This window comes from Vreelandella lutescens, from assembly GCF_014640815.1.
GTDB lineage: Bacteria > Pseudomonadota > Gammaproteobacteria > Pseudomonadales > Halomonadaceae > Vreelandella > Vreelandella lutescens.
Map to the genome: position 1 here is coordinate 630,023 of NZ_BMHM01000003.1, position 23,754 is coordinate 653,776.

General features: G+C 54.9%; 16 protein-coding genes. 9 read left to right on the forward strand and 7 right to left on the reverse strand.

All coding sequences use genetic code 11. From position 1 onward, the window contains the following. Positions 1-189: 189 nt before the first annotated feature. A complete protein-coding gene (locus tag IEW65_RS17110; RefSeq protein WP_229755533.1) occupies positions 190-5,514 on the forward strand; it encodes an immunoglobulin-like domain-containing protein in 5,325 nt (1,774 codons plus the stop codon). 103 nt (positions 5,515-5,617) lie between these two features. Further along, positions 5,618-5,941 carry a tryptophan synthase subunit beta like protein gene (locus IEW65_RS10445; RefSeq protein ID WP_188639401.1) on the forward strand — a complete coding sequence of 108 codons (324 nt, stop codon included), beginning with the start codon at positions 5,618-5,620 and terminating at the stop codon, positions 5,939-5,941. A gap of 60 nt (positions 5,942-6,001) precedes the next feature. Here IEW65_RS10445 and IEW65_RS10450 read toward each other — a convergent pair whose 3' ends face one another. From IEW65_RS10450 to IEW65_RS10460, 3 genes are all read right to left on the reverse strand, one after another. After that, entirely contained in the window at positions 6,002-7,909 is a 1,908-nt protein-coding gene (locus IEW65_RS10450) for an EAL domain-containing protein (protein ID WP_188639402.1), read from the reverse strand. A 13-nt stretch (positions 7,910-7,922) separates the two neighbouring features. Continuing rightward, a complete protein-coding gene (locus tag IEW65_RS10455) occupies positions 7,923-8,636 on the reverse strand; it encodes a transglutaminase-like cysteine peptidase (protein WP_188639403.1) in 714 nt (237 codons plus the stop codon). Between the two features lie 95 nt (positions 8,637-8,731). Further along, positions 8,732-9,337: an arylesterase gene (locus IEW65_RS10460; RefSeq protein ID WP_229755534.1), complete on the reverse strand. Its 606-nt coding sequence runs from the start codon at positions 9,335-9,337 to the stop codon at positions 8,732-8,734. 112 nt (positions 9,338-9,449) lie between these two features. On the opposite strand from IEW65_RS10460, the gene IEW65_RS10465 reads away from it, so the two are divergent. The 4 genes from IEW65_RS10465 (at position 9,450) to glyA (ending at position 15,762) form a co-directional block, all read left to right on the forward strand. Next, the gene (locus IEW65_RS10465) at positions 9,450-10,265 is read left to right on the forward strand and encodes an ABC transporter ATP-binding protein (protein WP_188639405.1); all 816 of its coding nucleotides are present in this window, start codon (positions 9,450-9,452) and stop codon (positions 10,263-10,265) included. After that, positions 10,258-12,822 carry an ABC transporter permease gene (locus tag IEW65_RS10470; RefSeq protein ID WP_188639406.1) on the forward strand — a complete coding sequence of 855 codons (2,565 nt, stop codon included), beginning with the start codon at positions 10,258-10,260 and terminating at the stop codon, positions 12,820-12,822. Before IEW65_RS10465 ends, IEW65_RS10470 begins: the two co-directional genes overlap by 8 nt. A gap of 114 nt (positions 12,823-12,936) precedes the next feature. Then, on the forward strand, positions 12,937-14,340 hold the full coding sequence (locus tag IEW65_RS10475) for a hypothetical protein (protein WP_188639407.1): 1,404 nt from the start codon (positions 12,937-12,939) through the stop codon (positions 14,338-14,340). Between the two features lie 156 nt (positions 14,341-14,496). Then, positions 14,497-15,762, forward strand: a complete 1,266-nt coding sequence (gene glyA / locus IEW65_RS10480; protein WP_188639408.1) for a serine hydroxymethyltransferase — start codon at positions 14,497-14,499, stop codon at positions 15,760-15,762. A gap of 111 nt (positions 15,763-15,873) precedes the next feature. Here glyA and IEW65_RS10485 read toward each other — a convergent pair whose 3' ends face one another. The 3 genes from IEW65_RS10485 to IEW65_RS10495 form a co-directional block, all read right to left on the reverse strand. Then, positions 15,874-16,689, reverse strand: coding sequence for a glycosyltransferase family 32 protein (locus IEW65_RS10485; RefSeq protein ID WP_188639409.1), 816 nt, complete (start codon positions 16,687-16,689; stop codon positions 15,874-15,876). A gap of 80 nt (positions 16,690-16,769) precedes the next feature. Continuing rightward, on the reverse strand, positions 16,770-17,351 hold the full coding sequence (locus IEW65_RS10490; RefSeq protein WP_188639410.1) for a FlgO family outer membrane protein: 582 nt from the start codon (positions 17,349-17,351) through the stop codon (positions 16,770-16,772). A gap of 5 nt (positions 17,352-17,356) precedes the next feature. Further along, a complete protein-coding gene (locus tag IEW65_RS10495; protein ID WP_188639472.1) occupies positions 17,357-18,082 on the reverse strand; it encodes a hypothetical protein in 726 nt (241 codons plus the stop codon). A gap of 119 nt (positions 18,083-18,201) precedes the next feature. On the opposite strand from IEW65_RS10495, the gene IEW65_RS10500 reads away from it, so the two are divergent. The 3 genes from IEW65_RS10500 (at position 18,202) to IEW65_RS10510 (ending at position 21,880) form a co-directional block, all read left to right on the forward strand. Next, the gene (locus IEW65_RS10500; protein ID WP_188639411.1) at positions 18,202-19,254 is read left to right on the forward strand and encodes an OmpA family protein; all 1,053 of its coding nucleotides are present in this window, start codon (positions 18,202-18,204) and stop codon (positions 19,252-19,254) included. Between the two features lie 435 nt (positions 19,255-19,689). Next, complete coding sequence (locus IEW65_RS10505) at positions 19,690-20,640, forward strand: HAD-IIB family hydrolase (protein WP_188639412.1); 951 nt, start codon at positions 19,690-19,692, stop codon at positions 20,638-20,640. A gap of 19 nt (positions 20,641-20,659) precedes the next feature. After that, on the forward strand, positions 20,660-21,880 hold the full coding sequence (locus IEW65_RS10510) for a glycosyltransferase family protein (protein WP_188639413.1): 1,221 nt from the start codon (positions 20,660-20,662) through the stop codon (positions 21,878-21,880). Between the two features lie 76 nt (positions 21,881-21,956). Here the strand turns inward: IEW65_RS10510 and IEW65_RS10515 are convergent, their stop codons facing one another. Then, the gene (locus IEW65_RS10515; protein ID WP_188639414.1) at positions 21,957-23,561 is read right to left on the reverse strand and encodes a methyl-accepting chemotaxis protein; all 1,605 of its coding nucleotides are present in this window, start codon (positions 23,559-23,561) and stop codon (positions 21,957-21,959) included. Positions 23,562-23,754 lie beyond the last annotated feature (193 nt).

Here is a 23,754-nt window from a genome sequence, read left to right on the forward strand (position 1 = left end):
TAATACAGAGTTTTAGAGCCCTCTGGCAACGTTTGCCGCTCCCTATGTACGTACTGTCCACCGGTACAATATAAATACGCCGTTAACAGGACTAGCCTTGGTACAAAATGCCGTTAATAGTCCTCTATTTTGATGAGTGCTTACCAACGCGGCGACCCCTTAAATGTAGCGGTGGGCGGAGTAGACAACATGGCAACAGTAATCGCGATTACAGGTCAAGCATGGGCGCGTGACGAAGACGGTAACCTGCGTGAATTGCGCATCGGTGACGTGATCCAAGAAGGCGAAACGCTCGTAACGTCCGCAGACGGTCGAGTAGACCTGGACTTTGCCGACGGCACAGGAGCCAATGTTGTTGAAGGTGGACAAGAAGTCGCCCTCACGCCTGAGCTTGGCAATGACGCGATTGTTGCTACCGACGCCAGTGCACTGGACGACGATCTAGAAGCACTTCTCGCCGCATTAGATGATGAAGAAGGCGATCTGCTCGATCTGCTCGATGCCACCGCAGCAGGTGGTGGCGCCGGTGGCGGCGGTGGTGGTGGCAACAGCTTCGTACGTGTTGCCCGTATTGCCGAAGAAACAGACCCACTCAGCTTTAGTACAGAAGGCGGCCTGGAAGGCGCTGAATTCGTAGAATTCGATGGCGGCATTGCGGCCGCAGACGATACTGACGCAGACGCAGACGCAGACGCAGACGCAGACGCAGACGCAGACGCAGACGCAGACGCAGACGCTGATGCAGATGCGGACGCCGATGCAGATGCGGACGCCGATGCTGATGCCGATGCCGATGCAGATGCGGACGCTGATGCGGATGCGGATGCGGATGCGGACGCTGATGCCGATGCCGATGCCGATGCCGATGCAGATGCGGACGCCGATGCGGATGCGGATGCAGATGCGGATGCAGATGCGGACGCTGATGCCGATGCCGATGCCGATGCGGATGCCGATGCAGATGCAGATGCCGACGCCGATGCCGATGCCGATGCAGATGCAGATGCAGATGCAGATGCCGACGCCGATGCAGATGCAGATGCCGATGCCGATGCCGATGCAGATGCCGACGCCGATGCGGACGCCGATGCAGATGCAGATGCAGATGCGGACGCTGATGCCGATGCCGATGCTGATGCCGATGCCGATGCCGATGCTGATGCCGATGCTGATGCCGATGCCGATGCAGATGCGGATGCGGATGCCGATGCGGACGCAGATGCCGATGCGGACGCTGATGCCGATGCGGACGCTGATGCCGATGCCGATGCCGATGCCGATGCTGATGCTGATGCGGATGCGGATGCGGACGCCGATGCTGACGCTGACGCGGACGCCGATGCGGACGCTGATGCTGATGCCGATGCGGACGCTGATGCTGATGCTGATGCCGATGCCGATGCCGATGCCGATGCCGATGCCGATGCAGACGCGGATGCGGACGCCGATTCGGATGCAGATGCGGACGCTGATGCCGATGCCGATTCAGATGCAGATGCAGACGCGGATGCGGACGCTGATGCCGACGCCGACGCTGATGCGGACGCTGATGCGGATGCCGATTCAGATGCGGACGCCGATTCGGATGCAGATTCCGATGCGGATGCGGATGCCGATGCCGATGCCGATGCCGATGCCGATTCAGATGCAGACGCGGATGCGGACGCTGATGCCGACGCCGACGCCGACGCCGACGCCGACGCCGACGCCGACGCAGATGCGGACGCTGATGCCGATTCGGATGCGGACGCCGATGCAGATGCGGACGCCGATTCGGATGCAGATTCCGATGCCGACGCGGATGCAGATGCGGATGCGGATGCAGATGCGGATGCCGATTCAGATGCCGATGCAGATGCGGACGCCGATTCGGATGCAGATTCCGATGCAGACGCCGACGCGGATGCAGATGCGGATGCGGATGCAGATGCGGATGCCGATTCAGATGCCGATGCGGATGCGGATGCAGATGCAGATGCGGACGCTGATGCAGATGCGGACGCTGATGCCGATGCGGACGCCGATGCAGATGCGGACGCTGATGCCGATGCAGATGCAGATGCGGACGCCGATGCAGACGCGGATGCCGATTCAGATGCAGATTCCGATGCGGATGCTGATGCAGACGCTGATTTAGAGGCTACTGTCACCCTGGAGGCCCCGGACACCGTCACCGAAGGCGAGGACATCACCGTCACCGCCCGCGTGGACAACGCCCCGGCCACCGAGCTGACCATCACGCTCTCCAACGGCGAGCAGATCGTCATTGCCGCCGGTGCCACCGAAGGCAGCGTCACGTTCGCCAGCCGTGAAGACGACGTCTTCCAGCAAGGCGAGCAGAGCCAGACCCTGAGCATCACCGGCACCACCGGTGGCAACTACGAAGCCCTGGACACCACCAGCACCGCCACGGTGGCCACGGTTGACGACAACGACGTCACCACGATCACCCTTCACGATATTACTGTGAACGAAGGCAGCGGCACGGCTACGATTAGTGCCACATTGAGCCATCCAGCAGGTAAAGAGTTCACGGTTACATTAAGTAATGGAGCGACCATTACCTTTGCCTCAGGAGCAACAGAAAGTGTCTCAAGTGCATTTGCTGTTCAGGGTGATGATGTATACCTAGATAGTGAAAGCTATGAGGTCACGGTGAATGATGCAGGCAATCATAATTTTGAAAGCTTAGACATTAGCGATAAAGCTACCGTTACAGTGAACGACACCATCGATACCACAACAGTTAGTATCAGTGCGATTGTCACGAAGACATCAGAAATTAACGTAGGAAACGTTGATACGACCAGTAGCTTTACTGTGACTGCCTACAAGGGTAACGGTGACGTTGGTGAGATATCCAAGGTCACGGGAACCGTCCATGATGGTTTTGGAGTAGTCGGTGCTTCCTCGGGTGGTGCCGCCAGCAGTGAGCTTGGCTATGTTGGTAATGGACAGAGTGAGAAGATTACGGTTGAGTTTAATAACCAGATTAAGTCTTTTGACGTCCAGTTTGCGTGGCGAAATAATGCTGAGGAAGCACGCGTAGACTTCTTCGACGACGAGGGGGATTCCGTTGGTTGGGCAATTGTGTCTGGTGGTGGCAGTTCAACAGATGCGTTAGTTACTTATTACGATGCTCAAGGCAATGTCACTAAAACAGAGCATGCGCCTGGTGGCTCGGATAGAGTAGATAATGCTTACACATTCGAGCCGGGAAGTGGCTTGCTCTTCACTCGTGCTGAGTTCACGGCCGTTGGCCATGATGATGACTACTTGATACATGCTATCAAGTATAAAGAAGTGTTGTCTGAAGATGCTTCCACTATTGATGGGCCTTCTGAAGTGGTCTTTGATATACAGACCTCGAATCCACCCGACGTTAGTCAGTACGATTTTGAATACACCTTCCCAACAGCATTGGTGGAAGTGGGCGGCACGCAGTATGTAGTTAACCTTGACCGAAATGGTAAAGGCACTCTCTCTGTGGATGCTGAGGGTAATGTCGATCTGGTAGCAACTGTACTTGAAGTAAACGGCAATTTTGAATCAGTGGCGGTACCAGCAAGTATCACTCTCTACAAAGGCCTGCTGGTTATCGGTAGCAACCTAGATGACGATGGTAGCCAAGACACACCGCCAGCCCATAATACGCCTAACCCGCAAGAGCCCAATAGTGGTGTGATTCAAGGTGGCTCTGGTAACGACGTCATCATTGGTGATGTCGGAGGGGCGAAAGTGACTGTTGAGCCAGGCGGTAACTATAATATTGCCCTAATCGTCGACGTCTCGGGGAGTATGGGTAATGCTTCGGGCACCGCCGGTCTAACTCGGATGGAGCTAGCCAAGCAGGCGCTCTCACAACTTGTTACCGAGCTTGCGGGCCATTCCGGCGTCATCAATATTGCACTGATACCGTTTGCCGGTAGCGGACAAACGTCCATCAAAGCATCGGTAAAAGATTTACAAAGTGGCGAGCTTCTTAAGAACTTGACCGACGCCATTGATACGTTAAGTGCTAACGGCGGTACGAACTATTCTGCCGCGTTCAATGCCGCCGAGCAGTGGTTTAGCGGTAGTGATGCCAAGGCTGGGTATGAGAACCTAACCTTCTTTTTAACCGATGGCGATCCCACCTTCTACGGGGCTAACGATCAAGGGCCAGGGAACTCAACAAATGCTGACGTGTTGCGCGCCTCTATCGATGCTTATGGATCGTTGGTGCAGGCTAGTAGCACGAAGGTCTATGGCGTAGGCATTGGAAATGGTGTCAATCAAGATTATTTGAACTTCTTTGACAATACCAATAGCTTAGGTCAAGGAACTGTCAGTGTAATCGATACCGTTACGTTGGCTGATTTTAGTGGCAGTAATGACGTACTTGACAGAGCGTCTAATTGGACAGGAGCTGGCAGTAATGGTCGCTTTGTCATCGATCAAGGCTATCTGCAAATTTCAGATTCAAGAAACCAGGGTGCCTTCTCTGTTACGAGCGATCAGTTTAACGTGGCCGCCGATGGTAGCCAGTTACGTTTCTCTTACTCCACTTTTAGTAACTCAAGTGACGTCTTTGGATATCAGCTTCAAAAATTGGTTGGAGGCTCTTGGAACTCGCTCATCAATAGCGGTTTGAGTAGAACGGGTGGCTCTACCATTGTCATCAATGATCTGGCTGCAGGTGACTACAGGCTTGTCTACTCTGTAGATGACCGGAGTAACAATAACTCCAATGCAACAATGTCTTTGAATGAAATTGGCCTAGTGTCTCCTGTACCCGTGACAGCCGCTATTGGCCAACCACAAATCGTCAATACAGCAGATGAACTCTCTGTTGCGTTGAACCAAGGATCTACCGAACTGGAGTTGGCAGACGTCGGGGACGATATACTCCGTGGTGGTGAGGGTGACGATATTATCTTTGGCGATGCTATCTTCACTGATACTTTGACATGGGAGGGACGCGACTCGGCTGAGCTTCCAGATGGTTCTGGGTTGAAGGCTCTGAAAGCTTTCCTAGAGGACGATTTAGGCCGCGTACCCACATCGGATGATATCTACAGCTATATCAAAGATAACTATGATAGCTTGATAGACCCGAACCCTGCTAAAGGCGGAAATGACACGCTGATTGGAGGTCAAGGAGACGATATCTTAATAGGTGGGCTTGGCGCAGACACCTTCAAGTGGGAGTTTGGTGACCAAGGCTCTACCGAGCAGCCTGCTAATGATAGCGTCATGGATTTCAATGCTAGCGAGGGGGACGTGTTGGATATCTCTGAGCTGCTTCAGAACGAAGAGAGTGCTGCTGATTTGAGCACCTATATCGTTGCGGAAGAAGAAGGGGATGATACGGTTCTGTACATCAACTCTGACGGTAATTTGGCTGGTAATAAAGAGAACGCAGATCAAGTGGTTCGCTTGGAAGGTAAGAGTTTCTCTGACTTCGGTGGCGGAAGCGCTCAAGATGTTATTCAGCATATGTTGAATAACGATCAACTCAAAATCGACCAGTAATATCTAACCCAACCCAAAGGCCGCCTCCGGGCGGCCTTGTCGTCTCTAACCCAGGTTTACTTTTCGCAACCAATCAGTGCGTTTACTTACAGAGGAAGCGGCTATGCTCTACATCAAACGAAATGCCCGTGGGGAGATTGTGATGCTCAGCAAAGAGCCCTCGCCTGAGTGTAATGACACCATCGCGGCGGATTCGCCGGAGGTGTTTGCCTTTCTGGCCCAGCAAACGGGGCAGTCGGCGCAAATGATTGCGTCGGATTTAGCGTTTGTGCGGGTAGTGGAAGATATGCTGGAAGTGCTGCTAGAGAAAGGTGTGCTTAGCTTTACCGATTTGCCCGCTGCCGCTCAGAGTAAGGTGATGGAGCGTAAGTCGCTTCGTGCTAAGAACGATGTGAATTTGCTGAGTGATGATGGCGGGATTATCTGACGCGGCAGATGCCGCGTCGTGGTCTATCTAAACAATCTTACTAAAGAGAGGCTTGAGCGATTAGCTCAAGCGCACGCCTGGTCCCGTCGCACCGTCTACGCCTGTGCGGAACAGGCTTTCTAGCTCCTCAGAGCTTGTGACTCCCTCCGCAATTACCTGAATCCCCAGCGAGTGGCACAGCGTGGCCATGCCGCGCACGATGGTTTGCTGCTCGTTTGAGGTATGGATACCGCGAATTAAGCTGCTATCCACTTTGAGATAGGCAAGTCCTACGTCGTGTAAGTCGGCCAGCTTAGTGAATTCCGCGCCTACGTGCTCAATACCGAACTGGCAGCCAAGTGGCCGCAGTGCGCTGCACAGCCCGCGTAGGCTGCCAATGGTATGAGGTGTCAGAGTAGCAGGCACTTCGAAGCAGAGCTTACTTGCAAGGGCGGGCTGCTTCTCTAATAGTAAACGCAGCTCGTTGACGAACTGCGCATTGTTGATCGACGCAATGGAGAGGTTAATCCCAATACATTGGTCTGGGTTAACGTCCAGCTGTGCCAGTGCTTTTTTGATAACAGCGATATCTAAGGCGGGCTCAAGCGCAAAACGCGTGACCCAAGGAATAAACAAGCCTGCGGTTTGCCAAGCATTGGCAAGCTCCAGTCGAGCCGGGCATTCGTAGTGCAGTACTCGGTTCTGAGCATCCACCACAGGGAAGTAAGCCAACTGAGGGCCTTGAGCAATAGCCGCGGTTAGCGCGTTACGCCAATCGGTATGGTTACCGAACAATGAACCTTGCTCACGCTGTCGAAGAGCGATATTGGTCGTACTGCTGTCACTTTCGGCTTCGGCCAAGGCATCATCTAACGTGGCCAATAGTGGCCCGCGTTCGTCGTTAGAGTGATAAGCCACTACCGCCGTCGCTAGGCGTATGTTTGCCTCTGGGGCGCTAAAAGCGACCTTTTCCAGTGCTTGTTGCAAACGGGGGAGTAGGGCATCTGGCTGCTCTTCCAACGGCAACATCAGTAGAAAATCACTGCCGTTTAAGCGCCCAATCATCGCTTCGTCGGCGCTGGTTTCTAGAGCTGCCAACTCTGTGACCAGGGTGCTAAGCACTTGGTCGGTCGCTTGGTGGCCTAGCTGGTCGTTCAAACTCTCTAGGGACTGCACGCGCACCATCACCATCAGGCCTGTGGCGCGGGCATCGTCGCTGCCTAATAGTGATGCCAGTTTGCCCATCAGAACATCACGGTTTAAAGCTCCCGTGACGCGATCATGCTGCAAATGGCGGCGCAGTTCATCGAGCTTTTGGCTCTCTTGGCTGAGCATTTGGCGCACGTTGGCGGAAAGCACGTTCATCGCCTGGGCGACTTCACGAAGCTCTAGCGTGCGGGGTTCTTGAATGGTGGTAAAGCGTCGCGCGCTGATATCTTTTGCCTGAGCGACGACGCGTACCAGAGGATGCTTGATGCCCCGCACCATCACGGTGGCAATCGCTAAGCTAATGGCCCCAGCGAGTAAAAACCAGCCGGCGAGTTCTAACATGCTGCGCCAAAGTGAGGCGTAAGCGTAGCTGTGCTGGCTCTCTAGTTCCAGCGTGCCGAACTGCCGCCAGCCATCTTGAATCGTGGCGTTGCCAGTGGGTACATCGAACTGGACTAAACTGCGGAACCATGCAGGAACATCGCCGCTGTATTCACCGGCGCGGCGCTCAACCAATACCTCGCCTTCAGCATCGCGCAGTGTGATTGAGCGGTAGTAGCCGGTATCGAACTGGGCCGAGATCAGCAGCTCTAAAATCACTAAGTCTTTATCCAACTGGCTCATGGAGAGCGCCAGAGTCGTGGCATTGTCTTCGTTCTTAATGCGCACTTCCTGCTCGATGTAGTCACGGCTGCTGGTGATACTGATCGCCAGGCTGCCGACAAACGACAACAGCAAGAGCGCAATAATGGCCAGCCAAAGCTGTTTAATCAGCGACATAACGCCAGTCCTCTTAAATAAATCCTTGTGATTGCATCCGCCCGATGACGCTACGCCAGCGCGATAGCCGTGCCAGCGGGTCGGCGCGGGATTCTGAGCCGCCACCTGCCCAAAGACCGTCACTGTTAAAACTAAAGACGGGGTCTAAATCGTTACGCTGAGAAGCAGGAGAGATAGAAGGCGAAATGTTGTCCAGTACCAGCGGTTCGGCATTCGGTGTTGAGTAGTAACCTAGCACCATGTGGGCCTGGGTGATTTGGCTGCGGCCAATACGGGCGCGCACGTAGATCATACGCAAGCGCTCCCCCGGCACACCAAGCTGCTTCAGGGTAATGTATTTCGCGATGGAGTAATCCTCACAGTCCCCTTGGCCTTTACCTAGTGCTTCCAGCGGCGTTGCCCAAAAGTCCTCTTCTCCCCATACGCGAATATCTTCTACCCAGCGGATACGCCGATTAAAAAAATCGTTCACATCGCGAAGCTGTGCCTGCACGTCCTGGCCGCGTAAGCGTTCCAATAGTGTGAACCACTCTTCAAGCACATTAAGTCCAACTTGCCCATACTGCTGTTGCATACTTTGTCGCAACTGTTGAGGGTTGAAAGCCACCGCAGAAGAGGGGTGTATCCCCAGCCCGGCACCCAATAGCAACGCGCCAGCAGCGGTTAAAAACTGCCGACGCGAAACGGTAGAAAGCGAGCGGGACGAGGAAGTAGACATGGACGCCATTAGCGTTGGTCAAATATCGCTTAAGACTACAAGCTAAGGCAAAAAAGCGCTATATCTCCTCAGTAGAAAGTATCAACGCTGACTGAGTTCAGTAGCTACTGAGAAGAAGCCTGGTACGTCTCTTCCAACATGGGTTCAAGCGCAGGCCATACGTTATCTAAGATAATGGGCTGGGCTTCCGCTGTGGGGTGAATGCCATCGCTTTGCATCAGCTGTTGGTTAAGCGCGATATCTTCCAGCAAAAAAGGCACGAGGGAGAGATCGTACTCCTCCGCCAGAGAGTGATAGACCCCGGTGAAGGCATCGCGGTAGGCTTGTCCGTAATTCGGCGGAATATCGATGCCCAGCAACAGTACGTCTGCACCTGCTTGCTGGCTTTGCTCAATCATGACCGCTAAGTTGGCCCGCATTTGAGCAGGCGGTAGGCCACGTAGGCCATCATTGCCACCAAGCTCTAAGAGAACGATATCTGGCTGACGCTGTCCGATGATATCGGCAAATCGCTGCGCGCCTCCTGAGGTTGTCTCGCCGCTGATGCTGGCATTAACGACCTGCGCGTCGCCGTCAAGGCGCTCTGCTAATAAGGCTACCCAGCCCTGCTCCTGCTCAATGCCATAAGCCGCACTGAGGCTATCTCCCATCACCAGCAGTGTAGGAGGGTCGTTGGCAATGTTGTTGGCATACAGGGGTGTCGCGCTCATTAACGTCACCAGTGCAACGCTACTTGAAACGCCAAGACGAGCAAAAAAAAGTGACTGGATCACTCGCTTTTGAATCATCAGTTTTTGAATCGCTATAGGGAACCCAAGCTTCATGTCTTACTCCTCTGACCCAACATCCAAGATAACCACCGATGGCGCGCCTACACGCCAGCCCACCACCGACCCATCGTTTGCTCATAAGGTTCCGAATGAAGTGGCTAGCCAGCCAGTACTTCATGCAGAAAAGCTTGCCAAACGGGTGACCAGTGGTGAACGCACGCTCACTATCTTACACGACCTTTCGTTGAGCGTGGCGGCGGGGGAAAGCGTGGCGATCCTAGGCAAAAGTGGGGCAGGGAAGTCAACGCTGTTAGGCCTGCTAGCGGGGTTAGATACGCCTAGCGATGGAGAGCTAACGCTCTTTGGTCATGCGCTTAGCCGCTTAGATGAAGATGGCCGAGCTGCGTTGCGGGCAGGGCGTGTAGGGTTTGTGTTCCAAAATTTTCAGCTATTGCCCACGTTAAGTGCCCTAGAAAACGTGCTGCTACCGCTTGAGCTCTCTCCACGCGCCGGTGAGGCTCGCACCGCTGAGCAGTGGCTAGAACGTGTAGGATTGGGCGAACGCACCTCCCACCAGCCCAAGCAGCTTTCTGGCGGTGAGCAGCAGCGAGTCGCCATTGCCAGAGCCTTCGTGACAGATCCCGAATTGGTCTTCGCCGATGAACCCACCGGCAACCTAGATCCGGATACGGGTGCGCAAATCATCGATCTGCTTTTCACACTCAATCATGAAGCAGGCACAACACTGATTCTCGTCACCCACGATCATGCCCTGGCACGTCGCTGCGACCGTTGCCTACGCCTGACCAATGGCCAGTTGGAAGCGTTTGATCCCGCACCGGCAAGCAGCGAGGAAGGCGATGAGTGATATCAACTGGCGATTAGCGGCGCGAAGTCTTAAGCGTGATCTTCGCGCGGCAGATGTGCGCGCGCTGTTTGTCGCGCTAGTACTGGCGGTGGCCGCTTCCACCATGATTGCTTTCTTTCTTGATCGGTTAGAGCGCGGCCTAGAGCGCCAGGCCGGGCAGATGCTAGGTGGCGACTTAGTGCTTGAACAGCGTGATCCCTTTTCGGAAGAGCTGCGCAATACCTTAGAGCAGGCGGGTTTTACGCTGAGCGATCAAGTGGATCTGGTCTCCATGATCAGCCAAGGCGAGCGTTTCCAGCCTGCCAGCCTCAAAGCGGTGGATGATATTTACCCACACTACGGCGTTTCTCACGTGGATCGTGGTAACGGCGTAGAGCAAATCGCCTCTGGCCCACCTGCGGGAGAAGCCTGGGCTGACCCACGGCTCGCCGAGCTGATTGAGATAGAGATTGGCGACCGCGTGCAGGTGGGGCAAACGGAACTGACCATTAGCGGGATTATCGAACGCGAAGCGGACCAGTCCGCAGGTTTTGGTAACTTCAACCCGCGCTTGATGCTCAATACCGCTGACCTTGAAGCCACTGGGTTGGTACAGCCAGGGTCGCGCATTGAGTTTGAACTGCTGGCTGCCGGGCCGCCCGCCGCGTTAGAGCAAGTGCAGGGCTTATTAGCACAGCTACGGCGTGATGGAGTAGAGGTGCGTGATGTGCGGGTAGACCGCCCGCAGCTGGGCAACGCCTTACAGCGGGCGGAAAGCTACTTAGGCCTTGCCGGGTTAGCAGCGGTGCTGTTGGCCGGGGTGGCCGTGGCGATGTCGACTCGCCGCTACGTAGAGCGTCATCTGGACACCGCTGCCTTGCTGCGCTGCTTTGGGGCCAGCCAGTACCAGCTAGTAACGATTTTCAGCCTGCAACTGATCGGCCTAGCGTTGATGGCATCGATTCTGGGTGCCTTGCTGGGGTTGGTGGGGCAATCGTTGCTACTGTGGCTTTTGACCAGCTTTTTACCCATGACCCTGCCACCTCCGGGCATTATGCCCCTGTGGCTGGGAATCTTTACCGCGCTGTCGGTGCTGGTAGGGTTTGCGGGGCCAACGTTGCTGCGTATCAAGCAGGTAAGCGCGCTGAAAGTACTGCGCCGAGAGCTGGACCCCCTGCCGCCCGCCGCTTGGCTGGTGGTGGGTGTGGCCAGCATCGTCTTTGGTGGCCTGCTGTGGCTCTATTCAGGCAGCTTCCCATTAGCCTTGGCACTTCTGGTAGGTGGCTCAGCTTTACTGGCGCTGCTTTGGGGTGTGAGTTCTTTATTGCTGAATGGTTTGCTTCGCGCTGTGCAGCGCCTTACGGGCGGTGGCGAGTGGGTTCAGGCGTTTCGCTTGGGCGGGCGTCAGCTGGCCCGCCGCAAGCAGGCGGGGCTGGGGCAACTATTAGCTTTCTCGGTGACGTTTTTTGCCATGGCGATGATCGTCCTGGTGCGTGGTGATCTGCTCACTACATGGCAAGACCAGCTCCCAGAAGATACGCCCAACTACTTCGCCATCAACATTCAGCCCGGCGAGCGGGATGCGTTTGAGCAAGCGGTGGCGCCACGGGTCGATACCCAGAGCACCCTTTACCCCATGGTACGCGGCCGAATTACCGAGATTAACGGTCAAGCGCCAAGGGATGCGGTGCCCGCTGATGCCCGAGGCGACAACTCGCTGCGCCGTGAGTTAAATCTGACGTGGCAATCTGACCTGCCTGAGGGCAACCAAGTGGTGGCAGGGCAGTGGTTTACCCCTGCCAGTGAACCTCAAGGCTGGATGAGCGAAGTGGACGCGACGCCTTCGAGCGACTCAGAAACTGTCCCCATTTCGGTAGAAGATGGTTTGGCTGAGCGTCTTGGTTTGGGGCTGGGAGACGAAATCACATTCGCCGTGGGCAGCGACAGCATCATAACGCGCATCGACAGCCTGCGTAGCCTTAACTGGGACAGCTTTAACCCGAACTTCTTCGTGATCTTCCCGCCCGGCGTATTGGAATCTTTCGGCCATAGCTTCATCACCGCTTTCCATCTGCCAGACGAAGAGCAGGGCTTGGTGCGCGAGCTGGTTAGCGACTTCCCAGGCGTCTCGCTGCTTAACGTAGATGCCATTCTCGGGCAGGTTCGTGATGTGTTGACCCAAGTGACTCGGGCGGTGGAGCTCGTGCTTATTCTGGTGCTGTTAGCGGGCGTGAGTGTGCTCTACGCCGCCCTCACCGCCAGCCGCCCGGTGCGTGCCCATGAAAGTGGCCTGCTGCGGGTGTTTGGTGCGGGTAACCGGATGATCTCCCGCGTGCAGGGGGCAGAATATGCTCTGCTCGGTTTTGCCAGCGGCTTGCTAGGGGCGGTGCTCGCAGAGCTCGCCACCGCCGCGCTCTACCTCTACTGGCTCGATTTAACTCCGCGCCTGCATATCGGCCTATGGCTAACACTCCCCATCGGCGGCGCGCTGTTAATAGGTGTCATCGGCCACGCGCTCTCCTACAGCCTGCGTAGGCAAGCCCCGGCGGCAAGCTTAGGATTATTAGGCGAGGCGTAATCGTACTAGCAATAAAAAAAGGCGGCTCTTTAGCAGCCTTTTCGCTGATGGATAAGCGATGGCGTTGGTGCAGCTTGGTGATATGCTAAAACCTTTCAACAGGGAGGTCGTGGCATGCGGGCGAATGTGATGAAGTGGGGCGTAACAGGGGTAGCGCTGTGGTTGGTGGCGGGAACCGCGCAGGCGTCGCTACAGCAGTTCGAGGCGGATCTGCAGGCAGAACTGGCGGGCGACGATGCCCGTATGGCCATTGGGCAGCTAGTAGAAGAAGCCAACAGCTATGTGGCAGAAGATGTGGCGATTACTTACGCCAATGGCGATTTGCTCTCGATCGACCGTTACCGCGTGGCAGGTCGTTACACACAGCCAGAGTCAATTACGCTAGATGGCATCAGCGTCACTGAATTGGGGTTCGACTCGCCCGTGCTGACCGTGGGAGAGCTGGTACTACGAGAACCTGGCGCTGCCGTGCCTACGCTAAAAGCTTTCGAGACGGAAGGCAGCCCGATTAGCGCACTCAGCCTGAGTGATATTACTTTTCGGCTAGAGGGCAGCTTGGCAGATGAGCTAGCTGCTGAGCTTGAGAGCCAAGCGCTAGCAGGTTATCTCTCCATTGATTCCCTAGAGCTAGAAGAGGCGAGCAGCAGTGCCGTTGGTCTCATCGCGTTACAAGGGGTTAGCGGTGAGTTGAACGACCTCGCCACCGGCATCTCCGCGACGTTGGCATTAGGAGATATGCGCATTGAAGCGCTGGAAGGGCTCGACCGCCCCGGAGACGAGCGCCTTGAGCATGCCGAACTCAACGGTTTTAGTTTAACCGGCGAGCAGTGGAGCGTATTACTGGACAACGCTTGGGTAAAAGGTAACAGCTATGTAGGCGAGGCGGGTTTTAGCGGTGCGGAATTTGATCTTGGCGAGTTAATCAATTTAGTGCCCCCCGCTGAGCGAGAAGAACTTCAAGCCCTGAACCGTGTATTGACGGGCGGTACCGGGCGTTTAAGTGCCGAAGGCCAAAGCGCCTCGCAGTGGCATGAAGCACCCTCCAATGAACCGAGCAGCCGCAACCGCCTCACCTCAGAAGGGTATTTGCAGTTGGACGGAGCCGGTGGCCTAGAGTTCTCTATGGATGTGCCCATCAGCTTGCCCAAAGGGGCCACCTTAGAGCAGGCCACACAAAACCCCGCCCTGTTTGAAGCGGCGACGCTGTACGGTGGTAACGTCACCGTGGCTTACAGCGATGAAGGCATGTTGCCGCGCATGACTACCGAAATAGCAAACCAAGAAGGCATCAGCGAAGAACAAGCGATTTCGCAAGCCTGGGCGCAAGCGCAGCAATTAGGACCGCTGCTTGGCCCGCAAATTACCAAGCTCATGGTGGGCATGGTGGATATTATGGCGGGCAAAGCCCAGTCGTTAACCGTTAATGTGGCGCTGCCTAACCCATTTATGCTTAATCAATTCATAATGAACCCCATGGGCAGCAGCGAGCGCCTCACCTTCACCTTTGAGCTGAAGTAGCGTGGTTGTCCAGTCGGTCAGGTTTGAGGGGCGGCTGGCAACATGAAACATGCTCATGTAAGACCTGACGCGGATGCGATGAAAGTCGCGTCAGGCTGCGGTATGATAGCCGCCTCGCTTCTCCATGATGATCCTTTTGTAACGAGGTTCCCGCCGATGTTCAGCCGCGATATGACAATTGCCGGATTCGATGATGCGCTATTTGATGCCATGCAAAAAGAAGTGGCACGCCAAGAAGCCCACATCGAACTGATTGCTTCTGAAAACTACGCCAGCCCCCGCGTACTAGAAGCGCAAGGCAGCCAGCTGACCAACAAATACGCCGAAGGTTACCCAGGCAAGCGCTACTACGGCGGCTGTGAGTTTGTCGATATCGCTGAAAACTTAGCCATCGACTACGCCAAGCAGCTGTTCGGCGCGACCTACGTTAACGTTCAGCCGCACTCTGGCTCTCAAGCCAACAGCGCCGTTTTCCAAGCGTTGGTTACGCCGGGCGACACTATCCTCGGTATGAGCCTGGACGCGGGTGGCCACCTAACGCACGGTGCCAAGCCCAACTTCTCTGGCAAGCACTACAATGCCATTCAGTACGGCCTGAATGAGCAAGGCCTGATCGATTACGACCAAGTCGCTGAACTGGCCCGTGAGCACAAGCCGAAGATGATCATCGCCGGTTTCTCTGCCTACTCTCAGATTGTCGACTGGGCAAAATTCCGTGAGATCGCTGACGAAGTAGGCGCTTACTTGTTGGTGGATATGGCGCACGTTTCTGGCTTGGTCGCTGCTGGCGTTTACCCCAGCCCGCTGCCCCACGCCCATGTGGTCACGTCCACGACGCACAAAACCCTGCGCGGCCCGCGTAGCGGCGTGATTCTCTCGGCAGAGAACAACCCTGACATCGAGAAGAAGCTGCAGTCGGCGGTCTTCCCCGGTGGCCAGGGCGGCCCGCTGATGCACGTGATTGCCGCCAAAGCGATCTGCTTCAAAGAAGCCATGGAGCCCGAGTTCAAAACCTACCAGCAGCAGGTGGTTAAGAACGCCCAAGCCATGGCGAAGGTCTTCATCGACCGCGGTTACGATATCGTATCTGGTGGTACCGAAGACCACCTGTTCTTGCTATCACTGATCAAGCAGGGCGTGACCGGTAAAGATGCGGATGCTGCCCTTGGCCGCGCCCATATCACCGTCAATAAAAATGCCGTACCGAACGACCCGCAAAGCCCGTTCGTCACTTCTGGCCTGCGTATCGGCACCCCCGCCGTGACCACGCGCGGCTTCGGTGAAGACGAGTGCACGCACCTAGCAGGTTGGATTTGCGATATTCTCGACGTCCTGGCCAAAGGCGAAGACACCAGCGCTATCGAAGCTCAAGTGCTGGATAAAGTTGCTGACGTGTGTGGCCGCTTCCCAGTGTATAAGTAAGCCACCATTAAGGGGCACTAGGCTGGGTAAAACCGCCTAGTAAAAAGCGCTAGCCTGTAAAGGCTAGCGCTTTTTTATGGCTTAGTGGTGAGCGGCAGCCGGTGCTGTGCATTAAGACGTGGAAGGAGGATCTTGGCGAATAATGCTGACTTTTTGCTGCTCCTTGGTCCATTTCCCCGCTTTTTTATCAATGTACTGAAAGTGTTCATTAGTGAAGCTGCCTTGATTGCAAGCGTGGCGATAAGAGACGGTCTGCACGTGCTCTTGATCCAGCAGCTTAATAAACACCCCAGGCCCCGTTAACTCGAACACATTAGTCAGCTGATTCTCCTCAATGTTGCGATGTACCTGCTCAATTAATTTAAGCACATTGGGATTGCCAGGACGGCTGGCAATAAAGTAGTTGCTCAGCTCGCCCTTGCGGGTCGTCACATATAATTCGTCAATATTTGCTGGTACTACCCGGCCTAATGGCCAGATGGCATGGGCGTCGATGTCTAGGTAAACGCCGCCATGCTTATAAAGCGCCAATAGCCGCCAAAAATCGGCCTGAGCGGCACCAATTTGCAGTTTGTCGTAGCTCTCGAGCCACGCAGGGTCAAAGTGCTGCTCTATAAAGTCATGGCGCGCTTGGGTGATCATGAAACGATACTCAAAGCGCGGTGCCATCAGACGGTTAAAGAGATAATTGAGATAAACCGGCAGCGTCACCTTATTGGTAAAGTTGGTTTGCCAAATAATACGAGGGATGACGGTATCTTGATTGGCGGGTAGCCAGGGGGCCGCACGTTCTGGCAGCGTAAAACGCTTGTTGGGAAAGAGTGCGTGGAACCCATAGCTCAATACTTTGGTAACGTTAGCAAATAGCTTGATGACCCGACTGACGGCCACAATGTGTGGTTTACTGTTACGCCGACGTGCAGACATAGTCGTCCTTTCATTAAGCAAATGAAAAGCCTAGCGTATCGCTAGGCTTTCAGACTGTCATTGGCTGGCGAGCCTATAGATTACCAGCCGCCCTGAGCCTCTAATAAACTGCGCATATTATTATCCAGCGGAAGCTGGAAGTCTGCGCTGCCCAGCACCATAGCATCGCCTGCGCGAACCACTCGGGCGCTCACATAAAGCGCGTCCTGCCCTTGGGCGTACGTACCCATCAAAATTGAGCGAGCATTATGCTGAGAGCTTAAACGTTGAACCTGACGAGAGAGAATAAGTTCACCCACGCTCTCTTCAATAAACATGCTGTCGCGCATTTTTACTTCGCGAACCTGCATCCCCTGCTGGGCCAAGGCCGATGCCATAATCTCAGAACTGATACGGCCAAAGGTGGAGGATTGGGTAAGGTTGTCGATACTCACAAAGGTGGCGGCTATCATCGGGCTATAGCGCGTTAAATCAGGATTGTTAGCGACCATTTGCTGAGCCGCTTGATGGGCGAGTTCAGACAGATCTGGCTTTGGCTCCTGGGGCTGGGCGTTATTACCTAGCGTCGAACAGCCTGCCAGCATTGCCAAGCAGAGGGTAGCAAAAGCCCCCAAGCGAAAGACGCGCGCTGATGACGACACAAACAGAGATTGTAAGGACATAAATGTTACCAAGTATCGGTGATAGAAACGGTTGGCGTGGTGGGGGCTTGAGGAACCCGGTGAGGCGCGTATTGGCGGCGGTCACCTGCATTAATGTAATAGATGTTGGAAGAGGAGTAGAGAATCTGATCCTGTTCCACTATTTGCGTCGTAATGATGATTTCCTCATTCCCTTTAGGTGTCCAACTGCCGCTGGTGGTATCTGCCACCATCGCCGCTGGAATGAGCGCAAGTGCAGGTTCACTCCAGTTGCCCAGTGGAATGCTGGCAACGGCAATACCGCTCGCTAGGGCGGTGTATGCGCCAAAAGGCGGGCGGGTATATCCTCGATCCCGATGGGCGACCACTTCTACATCAATTTGTATTAGAGCACCATTGGCCCGTGGCTGGGTCGTTACACTGCCGCCACGAGAAACCAGCTCGCTGGTTAATAGCGTTCTAAAACCGCGCTCGAATTCTCCACCGCTGTAGTATGAGCCATATTGCTCGTGCTCAGGGGCTGCGATATGCAAATCACGAAAGCGTACCCGCTCACTGCCTAAAATACCGGCTGCTTCGTGCTGTGCGAGCACTTCCCAATGTTGGGCCGCCTGCATACGCTGTTGTTCAGTGTAAGGATAGGTAGTGGCAATGGGCGCTTGCGAGGTGCTGGCATAAAAACAGCCGCTGAGCATCAGGCTAGCAAGTCCCAGGCCAACGGGGCGTAAAAAATGGGCAATGGGGAGTGACATAGGACGAGTGCGCACCTGGTAGTTCCTTATCGCTACTAAACGGCTTTTTGATAGACTAGTTTGCCATGCTTAGCATAAATCGGCCACGAGGTTAAAAACTTGAATGAGTAATCACCCCCATGCTTGAAGACCACCGCAGCGGCCCACGTCATGACTCACTTTTGTCTACCTACCCAGAAGATGATAGCAACAATGGTTGGATGATTAGCTATATCGATATCATGACGCTGCTGGTGGCGCTATTTGTCATTATTATTGCCGCAGCGGGGGTGACAAGCCCAGACTGGTCACCTGAGACGGCTGAGACTGACACAAGCGAGAGCCTAACAGCACCGTTAGAAGTGCCTTTACCCGCTATGTTGGAAGAGCGCCGCCAGCAGCGAAGTGCAGCGCTGGTGACGGTGCCAGGCAGCCTTAGTCCGATGGCCGTGAGCGCCGCACTAGGAGTGGCTGGATTGCCTCCTCGACCTGCCGCTGCTCCCCTTGTACCTCCTTTATTGGCACTGCCAGCAGCAGAGGAGCCCACTCCGGAATTAGAGCCACCGTTGGTGGCATCGCTAGTGGAGCGCTTACCCTCTCCATCACCCACTTCTACGCTACCTACTCCGCTAGTACGTGTGGATGAGGAGGTTGCCGTCGCGCCCTTGGCAGATTACATGGTACTGCTGACCGATCGTCCCCCGGTAAATGTACAGGCAGTTAGCGATGAGGCGATCAGTAGCGCCCTGGCATTGGATGCCCAGCTTTCTGAACGGGTGGAGACCTCGCCCTATTTACCCAATTTGGAAGGGGTAGAAGTTTCGAGGGTGGCTGAGGGCATCAGCTTGCGCGTGCAAGACAGGTTGCTGTTCCCCTCTGCGACGGCCGAGCTGACTGAAGGCGGCTCATCACTGGTGGGTAGCCTACTGGAAACCATTCAGCGCTACGATGGCGAAGTATGGGTAGAAGGCCACTCTGATAGCCAAAGTATTAACACCCCAGAGTTCTCCTCTAACTGGGCGCTCTCCAGCGCACGTGCTATTGCCATTGTTGAAGCCTTGGAAGCGGCGGGTGTGGCCGCTGAACGCTTGCGAGCCGTAGGGTTAGCCGCCACTCAACCCTTGGAAGATAACAGCACCGCCGAGGGGCGTGCGCGTAATCGCCGAGTGGAGGTGGTCATTCATGCTCAATAGGTGGCATCAAGCAATGAACAACGCTTTTGTATAAGGCGATAGATACAGCATAAAAAAAGCCCGCCGGGGGTGGCGGGCATGAAAGGGCTTGGCTCACTGCAGCCCACTGACATCAGGTGAGGGGGTGTACAAGGTTGTCAGTGGGTACAATTCGAGTATAGCTATTTATGAGGGTTTGCCAAGGCATTGTTTACTTTTTTTGCAAATTTCCTTTCCGACACTGGTAAGGGGAGTGCGGGTGGTGTGCACTTAAATGGTGCTTTATAGGTGCGCTATTTTGGTGCTCCGAATGAATAAGCGTTAGTTTTTATTTTAAGTATTTGATTTTAATTGTTTAAAAATCATTGGCATGCATTCTGCTTTATTGCTTATCTGAACAAGACGCCAGCATAACGGCTTTTAAGATAGTGATTAAGATAGTAATAAGGTGGTGCCATGACAGAACACACCCGCACTACACGCGCTCACCCGGAGCTGCTTGATCTCGATCCGCTAACGGGGAGCGCTGCCGACCCGGCCCTGCAGCCCCGCTTGGTGGTTACCGACTTAGACGGCTCTCTGCTTGACCACCACAGTTATGACTTCTCTCCGGCAGCGCCCTGGCTTGCGCGTCTAAAGCAGCTAGGCGTCCCCGTGATACCGGTCACCAGTAAAACGCGTGCCGAACTTATTTCTCTACGTGAGGCGTTAGGCCTGACGGCCACGCCGTTTGTTGCTGAAAACGGTGCCGTTATTGGTTTGCCGCCGGGGTGGTGTCATGCCCGCTTAGACCGTCCTGGCAGCGGTTTGGATGGCGTGGTGGTGAAGCACACCGGTGTTGACGTTGGATTTATCCGCGCCCGACTGAACGTTTGGCGTCATCGTCTAGGCGTACGTTTTACCCGCATGAGCGAATTGGACATTCGCGATGTCATGTCGCTCACGGGGTTAGATGAACCCCGTGCTAAGGCAGCCCGCAAGCGTGAGGGTAGTGAGCCTTTGATTTGGCAAGACGATGAGGCCGCGCTGGCAAACTTTCGTTTAGCGCTTGAAGGGGATGGTTTGACGCTAACGCAAGGCGGTCGTTTTTGGCATGTGATGGGCAAAGCCTCTGATAAAGGGAGCGCCGTTGACTGGCTCATTAAACGCTTTACAGCGTTACGTGGGCGTACGCCGCTTGCATTGGGATTGGGTGATGGTCCCAACGACATTTCCATGCTCAATGCCGTCGATCAGGCCGTCGTGATCAAAGGCTGCCACGACTTAACGGTCACACCTACAAACACCGCGCTTTATCGCACGCAGGAAACCGGGCCTACGGGCTGGGCCGAGGGGGTGGCCCACTGGTGGGGGCGAGACGACCGCCGATTAGCGGCGGCACCACTGCAAACGTCTGCCATGGCCTAACCAATGAGGGGATTAGCGTATGAGTGATTTTCATCAAAATGGCGTTATCACCGATTTCCATAACCTTACCCGCCGCCCAGTGGAAGCGCTGGAACAGGAACTGAGTCAGTTTGCTAAACGCCGACCGATGGGGCTGATACTACCGTCGCTATTTTCCGAGCTGGAAGGCCCTGCACTCTCTGCGATTGTCGATGAACTGGTAAAGGTGCCTTACCTTAATGAAATTGTGATCGGTCTAGATCGTGCCGACCGCGAACAGTTTCTGTACGCCCGTGAGTTTTTCTCACGCCTTCCCCAACACACTCGTATTTTATGGAACGACGGCCCGCGGTTGCGTGAGCTGGATGCCGAATTGGAGAGTCATGGTCTGGGCGCGCTGGAGCCAGGCAAAGGGCGCAATGTGTGGTACTGCGCCGGGTACGTGCTAGCGTCAGGCCGCTCTTCTGTCGTGGGGCTACACGACTGCGATATTCTCACTTATGACCGCAGCCTGCTGGCACGGCTCATGTACCCCGTGGCTCATCCGCGGTTTAATTACAGTTTTTGCAAAGGCTATTACCCGCGCATTGCGGAAGGAAAGCTCAATGGCCGGGTATCTCGGCTGATGGTGACGCCGCTGCTGCGAGCGCTCAAAACCGTATGCGGGCCATTGCCTTACCTGGACTACTTAGACAGTTTCCGATACCCGCTTTCTGGGGAGTTTGCGATGCGTAGCGATGTGCTGGAAGGCATACGTATCCCCGCCGACTGGGGCCTGGAGATCGGAGTGCTGTCTGAACTGCAGCGTAACTACTCTCACCGCCAGCTCTGTCAGGTCGATATTGCCGATGCTTACGACCACAAGCACCAGCCCGTCAGCGAAGATGATGCCAATGGTGGCCTGAACCGCATGAGTCTGGATATCGCCAAAGCGCTGTACCGTAAGCTGGCGACTCAAGGAGTGAGCTTTAGCAGTGAAGACTTCCGCACACTAAAAGCAACTTATTACCGCTTAGCGCTCGATTTGATCGAAGCTTACGACCACGACGCCACCATGAATGGGTTGAGTTTAGATCGCCACTGCGAAGAGCAGGCGGTAGAACTGTTTGCCAGCAACTTGCTGGAAGCAGGCAACTTGTTTTTAGATAACCCCCGTGAACGGCCCTTTATCCCTAGCTGGAACCGTGTACAGGCGGCCGTGCCGGATATATTGGCGCGCATGCATGAGGCGGTAGAGCTGGATAATCAGGGGAAGGTGTAGGCCGTAGAACTTAGAACTTAGAATTTAGGACGTAGCAAGCCCCGCCCGTTGAAAGGTCAGGCGGGGCTAAACTGGGTTAAAAGTCGTCTGTGTAGGATTTGGCAGGTGCATTGGCAGAGGCAATCGCCGGTGGGCGAGCGGTGTTATTGAGCTTAAAGTTCGTCACCAGTTGGCGCAGTTGAGTACTTAAGTGCGCTAGTTGCTGAGTAGCATGGTTGCTCTGCTGTACCAAGCCTGCATTTTGCTGTGTCATTTGGTCCATCTGAGTGACGGCCTGGTTCACCTGCTCAATCCCGCTGCTTTGCTCGATGGTGGCCGCCGAGATCTCCTGTACCAGCGTACTGAGCTGCTGAATATCACTGACCACGCCGTTAATCATCTCGCCTGTGTGTTTGACTTGGCGGCTGCCTTCGACCACTTGGGCATCGGCGTTTTCAATCAAGCCTTTGATCTCTTGAGCAGCAGACGCAGAGCGGCTAGCCAGCTGGCGAACTTCGTTGGCCACTACGGCAAACCCACGGCCTTGCTCACCCGCGCGGGCTGCTTCCACCGAGGCATTCAGTGCCAGAATATTGGTCTGGAACGCGATGGCATCAATCGTATTGACGATGCTGCTCATTTGGCTCGCGCTGTCGTTAATGGTGGTCATGGTATTGATCACTGACACCATAGCATCGCTACCGCGTTGAGCGCTTTCTGCTGTTTTGGTAGCCAGTGTGCGGGCGTGGTCAGCATGTTCAGCGTTCTGCTTCACTGTTGCCGTTAGCTGTTCCATGCTGGAGGCAGTTTCCGCAAGCGAGGCGGCCTGCTCTTCGGTACGGGTAGAGAGCTCTTCGTTGACACCTACAATTTGCTCTACCCCGTTATTGACTTGGTCAGCGCCGTGATGGATGTCGCTAATAGTGTCGGCTAGGGTCTCGCGCATACGATTAATATCATAAAGTAAGCTGTGCTGATCGTTGGCGGAGAGGGTGGCTGCTTGGGTCAAATCGCCATCGGCAATATGGCGTACCACGGTGGCCGCATAACGAGGATCTCCACCTAACCGGCGGGCAACATCACGGATGACCCAGCCCATCAGTAGTGTGACCGGCACGCCAATGACCAACAGAATCATTGCTGAGCGAATCAACCTAGCAATAAAGGCGGCGTTGATATCATCTACGTACACGCCTGCGGCCAGCGACCAGCCCCATTGGGGTAAGTGCGCCACATAGCTCACTTTGGGTACTTGGTCGTCACCGCTAATGCGGCGTGAGAAGTAGTCCACATGACCGCCTCCGGCCTGCGCTACGTCTAAAAAGGCGGCGTAAAGGCGCATGCCACTAGCATCTTGGTAAGCGCTCATATCTTCACCCCGAGGACGATTGGGGTGCGACACAATGGCCAAGGCGTTATCAAAGGCGAAGACATACTCACCGTCGCCAAAGCTGACGCTGGCAATATTATCAATCGCGCGCTGCTGCGCTTCTTCTTCTGTTAACTCGCCGCGCTCAGCGCGTGCCTGTAGTGCTTCAACCTGCCCATGAACACTGCTGACGATATGCTCAATGCTGTCGCGACGTTCACTTTCGATGGTTTGGCGGTTCTCCCACGCCAACCAGCCCACTAGCAGTAGCATCGCCACCCAAATGATGCCGAGCGTGCTCCAAAGTTTCTGTGTCGTTGTCAAACGGTTCATGGTGTCCCTGTGAAAAATCCAATCAGTAAGTAAGCCCTTACTTTTATCGGCCGAAATGCTTGCGACCTTAGTCGGAGCTAAGAAAAAACGAACGGTAATTCGTGTCTTTAAATTCTAAAATGATCTAAATATATAACTATAAATGCGCTATGCTTGCTAAATACTGACTGAACGTTAGCAGGCATCAACAGGA

Excerpts from the sequence above, each read along its gene's own strand:
- IEW65_RS10450 (WP_188639402.1), bottom strand. The coding sequence starts at position 7,909 with ATGTCGCTGATTAAACAGCTTTGGCTGGCCATTATTGCGCTCTTGCTG.
- IEW65_RS10465 (WP_188639405.1), top strand. The coding sequence starts at position 9,450 with ATGTCTTACTCCTCTGACCCAACATCCAAGATAACCACCGATGGCGCG.
- IEW65_RS17110 (WP_229755533.1), top strand. The coding sequence starts at position 190 with ATGGCAACAGTAATCGCGATTACAGGTCAAGCATGGGCGCGTGACGAA.
- IEW65_RS10475 (WP_188639407.1), top strand. The coding sequence starts at position 12,937 with ATGCGGGCGAATGTGATGAAGTGGGGCGTAACAGGGGTAGCGCTGTGG.
- glyA (WP_188639408.1), top strand. The coding sequence starts at position 14,497 with ATGTTCAGCCGCGATATGACAATTGCCGGATTCGATGATGCGCTATTT.
- IEW65_RS10455 (WP_188639403.1), bottom strand. The coding sequence starts at position 8,636 with ATGGCGTCCATGTCTACTTCCTCGTCCCGCTCGCTTTCTACCGTTTCG.
- IEW65_RS10495 (WP_188639472.1), bottom strand. The coding sequence starts at position 18,082 with ATGTCACTCCCCATTGCCCATTTTTTACGCCCCGTTGGCCTGGGACTT.
- IEW65_RS10490 (WP_188639410.1), bottom strand. The coding sequence starts at position 17,351 with ATGTCCTTACAATCTCTGTTTGTGTCGTCATCAGCGCGCGTCTTTCGC.
- IEW65_RS10485 (WP_188639409.1), bottom strand. The coding sequence starts at position 16,689 with ATGTCTGCACGTCGGCGTAACAGTAAACCACACATTGTGGCCGTCAGT.
- IEW65_RS10510 (WP_188639413.1), top strand. The coding sequence starts at position 20,660 with ATGAGTGATTTTCATCAAAATGGCGTTATCACCGATTTCCATAACCTT.
- IEW65_RS10505 (WP_188639412.1), top strand. The coding sequence starts at position 19,690 with ATGACAGAACACACCCGCACTACACGCGCTCACCCGGAGCTGCTTGAT.
- IEW65_RS10470 (WP_188639406.1), top strand. The coding sequence starts at position 10,258 with ATGAGTGATATCAACTGGCGATTAGCGGCGCGAAGTCTTAAGCGTGAT.
- IEW65_RS10460 (WP_229755534.1), bottom strand. The coding sequence starts at position 9,337 with ATGAGCGCGACACCCCTGTATGCCAACAACATTGCCAACGACCCTCCT.
- IEW65_RS10500 (WP_188639411.1), top strand. The coding sequence starts at position 18,202 with ATGCTTGAAGACCACCGCAGCGGCCCACGTCATGACTCACTTTTGTCT.
- IEW65_RS10445 (WP_188639401.1), top strand. The coding sequence starts at position 5,618 with ATGCTCTACATCAAACGAAATGCCCGTGGGGAGATTGTGATGCTCAGC.
- IEW65_RS10515 (WP_188639414.1), bottom strand. The coding sequence starts at position 23,561 with ATGAACCGTTTGACAACGACACAGAAACTTTGGAGCACGCTCGGCATC.